Consider the following 5,253-nt stretch of genomic DNA (forward strand, 5'->3'; position numbering starts at 1 on the left):
GCAGTAGATGCAGCCGTGTTCGCAGCCTCGATACGGGTTGATGGAGTAGTCGAAGGAGATGTCGGGCGACTGGTTGCTGGTGACGATCTTCTTGGCGTGCTCTTCGATGATCTGCGTGGCCACCGGCACATGCTCTTCGCCGGCCTCCTGGTCCAGCGAACCCCAGCCGTCGTCGTACTGCTCACGCTCGCGCTGCTCGAAGCGATGGGGCATGGCGGTGGCCGTGCCACGGCCCTTGATGGAGTCGATCGGGACGAGGGCCGGCTGGGCGGCGGCAATGCGGGTGGGAGCAGGCGACATACTGTAAATATATACAGTATTTTGACGATATTCCAGGCAAACCCCGCGCCTCCTCGGGATGGTGGCGTGACACGCCTTGCGTAGAGTCCGCCCGATGCCCCATCCACTTGCGCGGCCCTGGCCGCTGTTGCTTCTTGCCCTGGCCGCGACCTGCGGCGCCGCCTCACCCCTGCCGACCCCGGGGCACTACCGCATCGATGGCGAAGCCACCATGCGCAGCGGCAGCGGCCCCCTGTTGGTCGAACGCGTCGAGCGCTGGGACGGCAGCAACGGCAACCGCTTCATCACCACGCGGGCCGACGGCCGCTCCCACCAACAGACCTATGCCGGCACCGAGCCGGTGACCTGGTGCGTGCCGGCTGCCTCGGTGCCGCCCAACCAGTTGCCCGACCGCTGCAAGACACGCTGGTGGCCGGCACAGGGCGGCACCCTGCTGCAGGCCGAGTGCCAGGCCGGCCGGCTGCAGGAGCAATGGAAGCAGCTCGACGCCAAGACCTGGGAGCGGCAGATGCGCCTCACGCTCGCGCCGGGAGGCGGTGGCAGCGACCCCGCGGCCGCTCTCGCCATGGTCGAGCGGGGCCTGTCGCCAGCCGAGGCCGCCAAAGCCCGCGCGGCGATCGCGGCCCTGCCCTCGGCCCAGGGCCGGGCCGCCGCGATGGCGCCGGTCTACGAAAAGATCGAGGCCACCATCCGCAACGGCAAGCCGGAGGAAGCAGCCGCCGCGCGCCAGCAACTGGCCGCCCTGCAAGCCGCCCAAGGCGGCAGTGGCGTGACGTGGACGACGACGCTGACCGAGCGCTGGACACTCACCGGCGATCACTGCAAGCCGGGCTCCTGAAACGCAGCCGCGACCGCGAGAACGCGGCCGAGATAATCCGCCCGCTTTCCCCTTGGCGACTTTTGCCCTTTTGGCAGGTGCCCTCGTCCGCCCAATGCCTCTCGAAGCGATTCCCGGCACCCCCGCCCGACTGCGCGATCAGCGCGACTACATGCGCCTGCTGGGGGCCCGCGTGACCGGCGGCGCAGCCAACCAGATGCTGATGGTGGCCCTGGGCTGGCAGATGTACGACCTCACCTCCAGCGCCTGGGACCTGGGCCTGGTCGGCCTCGCGCAATTCCTGCCTGCCCTGCTGCTCACCTTGCCGGCCGGCCATGTCGTGGATCAGCACGACCGGCGCCTGCTGCTGGCCGCCAGCCTGGGCCTGCAACTCGTTGCCGCGGCCTGCCTGGCGCTGTCCAGCGCCAGTGGCTGGGTGGGGCCGAACATGATCCTGATGCTGTCCGTGCTGCTGGGCTGCGCCCGCGCACTGCAGATGCCATCGCAGCAGGCCCTGATGCCGACGCTTGTGCCCCCCATGCTGCTGCCCCGTGCCGTGGCGGCGGCCAGCTCGTCGATGCAGGTGGCCATCATTGCGGGCCCGGTCCTGGGCGGCGTGCTCTATGCGCTCGGGCCCTGGGCGACGGGTGCTGCCGCGCGCGGCGATGCGGCGCATTGGGGCGCGGCCATCGTCTACGGCGTCTCGCTGCTGTTGCTCGCCGCGGCGACAGCCAGCGTGTTGACGATCCGCCATCGCGCCGCGCCGTTGCGCCGTGCGGCCCCCGACCTGGCGCAGCTGACGGCCGGCATCCGTTTCATCTGGCAGAGGCCCGTCTTGCTCGGTGCAATCTCGCTGGACCTGTTCGCCGTGCTGCTCGGCGGTGCCACCGCCCTGCTGCCCATCTTTGCGCGCGACATCCTGCACACCGGCCCCGAGGGGCTGGGCCTGCTGCGCTCGGCCCCGGCCCTGGGCGCCGTCGTCGTCGGCGTCTGGCTGGCCCGCCACCCCATCGCACGCCGCGCCGGCCACTGGCTGCTCGGCGCCGTGGCGGTGTTCGGCTTGACGATGATCGCGTTTGCGCTGACGACCTCCTTCCTGGTCGCCTTCGCCGTGCTGGCCGTCAGCGGTGCGGCCGACATGTTCAGCGTCGTCATCCGCCAGTCCCTGGTGCAGCTCGAGACGCCGGACGAGATGCGCGGCCGCGTCGGCGCCGTGAATTCGGTCTTCATCGGCGCGAGCAACCAGTTGGGCGAGTTCGAGTCCGGCGCGACGGCGGCCCTGCTTGGCCCGGTCGGCTCAGTGCTGCTCGGCGGCATCGGCACGCTGGCCATCGTCGCGCTTTGGTTCAAGGTCTTCCCGGCGCTGGCACGGCGAGACAGCCTGCAGCCCGAGTTGCGTGAAACGTTGGCGCGTTGATCGCGCCGACTACGCGTAGGCCACGACCTACATCTTCACGCGGCCTCGGCGAGATGGCTGGCCCACGCACCGGCGACTAGATTTGAACGGTCGGAAGCCAGGAGCTGTAGCCTCAACAGGCCGCTCAACAGGCCAACGGCGGAACGCTCGACGCCTCGCGTCGAGCGTTCTCTTTTGCCCAACGCTTCGGAACGCCGCCAGGCACACGGCTTGCCCATCGCCCATCACATGAGCAGCGTCCGCATCCAACCCTTCAATCCCGACAAGATGAGGAGGTGAACATGGACGTCTCGGGGCTTTTCGCCATCCACGTGTCGCCACTGGAGCTGATGCTGCGGGGCACGCTGATGTACTGGTTCCTGCTGCTGATCTTCCGCTTCGTGCTGCGGCGCGACCCCGGCTCCTTCGGCGTCGCCGACATCCTGATGGTGGTCGTGATCGCAGATGCCTCGCAGAACGCCATGTCGGGCAGCTACGACACAGTGGCCGAGGGCTGGATCCTGGTCGCTACGCTGGTGTTCTGGAACTATGCGCTGGACTGGGCCAGTTGCCGCTGGCCCCTCGTGCACAAGCTCACCGAGCCTGCGCCACTGCAGCTCGTCAAGGCGGGGCGCGTGCTGGGCCGCAATCTGCGCAAGGAGTTCCTGACGCGCGAGGATCTGGAGGCCCAATTGCGCCAGGCTGGTGTCGAGGACGTCGGCGCGGTGCGGGCGGCCTACCTGGAGGGCGACGGCAAGCTGTCGGTGCTGCGCTACGACGACAAGCCGCCTGCGCGGCGGGACAAGGACGAAGGGCCACCCGGCGCGTGATGCCAGCCGAGACACGGCACACTGCTGCCCCGGCCCGCCCTCAACACGGAAGGACGAATTTGAAAGCCGATGACGAAGGCCTGCAGCGCAGCGAGGAGCGTTTTCGCCTGCTGGTGGACAGCGTGCGCGACTATGCGATCTTCATGCTGGATCCCGCCGGCCATGTGCTGACCTGGAACGCCGGCGCCGAACGCTTCAAGGGATACAAGGCGGACGAGATCATCGGCGGCCATTTCTCGCGGTTCTACCCGCCGGAGGCACTGGCCCGGCAWCTGCCTGCTCATGAACTTGAGATGGCCGCGCGCGAAGGCGCCTTCGAGGACGAGGGTTGGCGCGTGCGCAAGGACGGCTCGCTGTTCTGGGCCAATGTCGTCATCACGGCGATGCGCGACCCGACAGGACGGTTGGTGGGTTTCGCCAAGGTCACGCGTGATCTGACGCAAAGGCGCAACCACGAGGAGGCGCTCAAGCGCAGCGAGGAGCGTTTCCGGCTGTTGGTCGAGGGCGTGGCCGACTACGCCATCTTCATGCTGGACGTGAATGGCCGCGTGGCGTCCTGGAACGAAGGTGCGCAGCGCATCAAGGGCTACGCCGCCGAGGACATCCTGGGCGAGCATTTCTCCATCTTCTACCCGCCCGAAGTGCGCGAAAGCGGTTGGCCCGAATACGAGCTGCAGCAGGCCCAGGAGATCGGGCGTTTCGTCGACACGGGCTGGCGGCTTCGCAAGGACGGCACGAGCTTCTGGGCCCAGGTGAGCATCACGGCGCTGCGGGACGAGACCGGGCAGTTGATCGGCTACGCCAAGCTGACGCGCGACCTGACGGCCAGCATGCGCATCGAGGCCATGGAAATCGCCAACCGCGAACACGAGGAAATCCTGGACGCCGAGCGCAACGCGCGCATTGCCGCCCAGCGCGCCACGCGCATCAAGGACGAGTTCCTCGCCACGCTGTCGCACGAACTGCGCACGCCGCTGACGGCCATCCTCGGCTGGACCCAGGTGCTGCTGCGGGCCAAGCCGGGCGATGAGCGCGTCAATCTGCAGCGCGCCATCGAGGTCATCGATCGCAATGCGCGTGCCCAGGTGCAGCTCATCGACGACCTGCTGGACCTGAACCGCATCATGACCGGCAAGCTGAGGCTGGACCTGCAGCAACTGAGCATGGCCAATGTCATCCAGGCGGCCGTCGAAACCGTCACTCCTTCGGCATCGGCCAAAGGTGTGGAGCTGCAATCCCTGCTGGATACGGGCCCCGCCATGGTCAATGGCGACAGCGGTCGGTTGCAGCAGGTGGTGTGGAATCTGCTGAACAACGCCATCAAGTTCACGCCCGCGGGCGGCCGGGTGCAGGTGCTGCTGCAGCGCGTCAACTCCCAGGTGGAATTCAGTGTCAGCGACACCGGCATCGGCATCCCGGCCGCCTTCCTGCCTCAGGTGTTCGATCGCTTCACGCAGCAGGACGGTTCCACCTCGCGGGCCCACGGCGGCCTGGGCCTGGGCCTGGCGATCTGCAAGCAGCTCATCGAACTGCACGGGGGCAGCATCCGCGCCGAGAGCGCCGGCGAAGGCCGGGGCGCGAGCTTTTTCGTCAGGTTGCCGCTGTCTGCCCTGCAGGCGGCCGGAGAGCGTGACGAGGATCCTGCCTCTGCCGATGCGCGGGCCAGCGAGAATCTCGCCCTCCCCAAGCTGGACGGCGTGCACATCTTCGTGCTGGACGACGAGCAGGACACACGCAGCCTGCTGTGCCGCATCCTGGAGGATCAGGGGGCCCGGGTGGTGGCCTTTGCCTCGGCGCAGGAGTTGCTGAAGGCCGTCCAGCTGTCACGGCCGACCGTCATCGTCAGCGATGTGGGCATGCCCGGCGTGGACGGCTATCAGATGATCCGCACATTGCGAGCGACCGAGACG

At 68.2% G+C, this 5,253-nt stretch carries 4 protein-coding genes and 1 pseudogene; 4 read left to right on the forward strand and 1 reads right to left on the reverse strand.

Annotated elements, in window-relative coordinates:
- Positions 1 to 300: pseudogene (locus ACXJKR_RS23535) on the reverse strand (PA0069 family radical SAM protein); the annotation flags it as partial.
- A 94-nt stretch (positions 301 to 394) separates the two neighbouring features.
- Here ACXJKR_RS23535 and ACXJKR_RS23540 point away from each other — a divergent pair.
- The 4 genes from ACXJKR_RS23540 to ACXJKR_RS23555 all read left to right on the forward strand — a co-directional run.
- Complete coding sequence (locus ACXJKR_RS23540; protein ID WP_056198080.1) at positions 395 to 1,138, forward strand: hypothetical protein; 744 nt, start codon at positions 395 to 397, stop codon at positions 1,136 to 1,138.
- Positions 1,139 to 1,232: 94 nt separating this feature from the next.
- Entirely contained in the window at positions 1,233 to 2,534 is a 1,302-nt protein-coding gene (locus ACXJKR_RS23545; protein WP_457324871.1) for an MFS transporter, read from the forward strand.
- 281 nt (positions 2,535 to 2,815) lie between these two features.
- The gene (locus ACXJKR_RS23550; protein ID WP_457324872.1) at positions 2,816 to 3,343 is read left to right on the forward strand and encodes a DUF421 domain-containing protein; all 528 of its coding nucleotides are present in this window, start codon (positions 2,816 to 2,818) and stop codon (positions 3,341 to 3,343) included.
- Positions 3,343 to 5,253 (forward strand): PAS domain-containing hybrid sensor histidine kinase/response regulator (locus ACXJKR_RS23555; protein ID WP_457324873.1); only part of this gene is annotated, 1,911 nt, incomplete at its 3' end. The genes ACXJKR_RS23550 and ACXJKR_RS23555, both read left to right, overlap by 1 nt.

This window comes from Roseateles sp. P5_E11 (assembly GCF_054049355.1).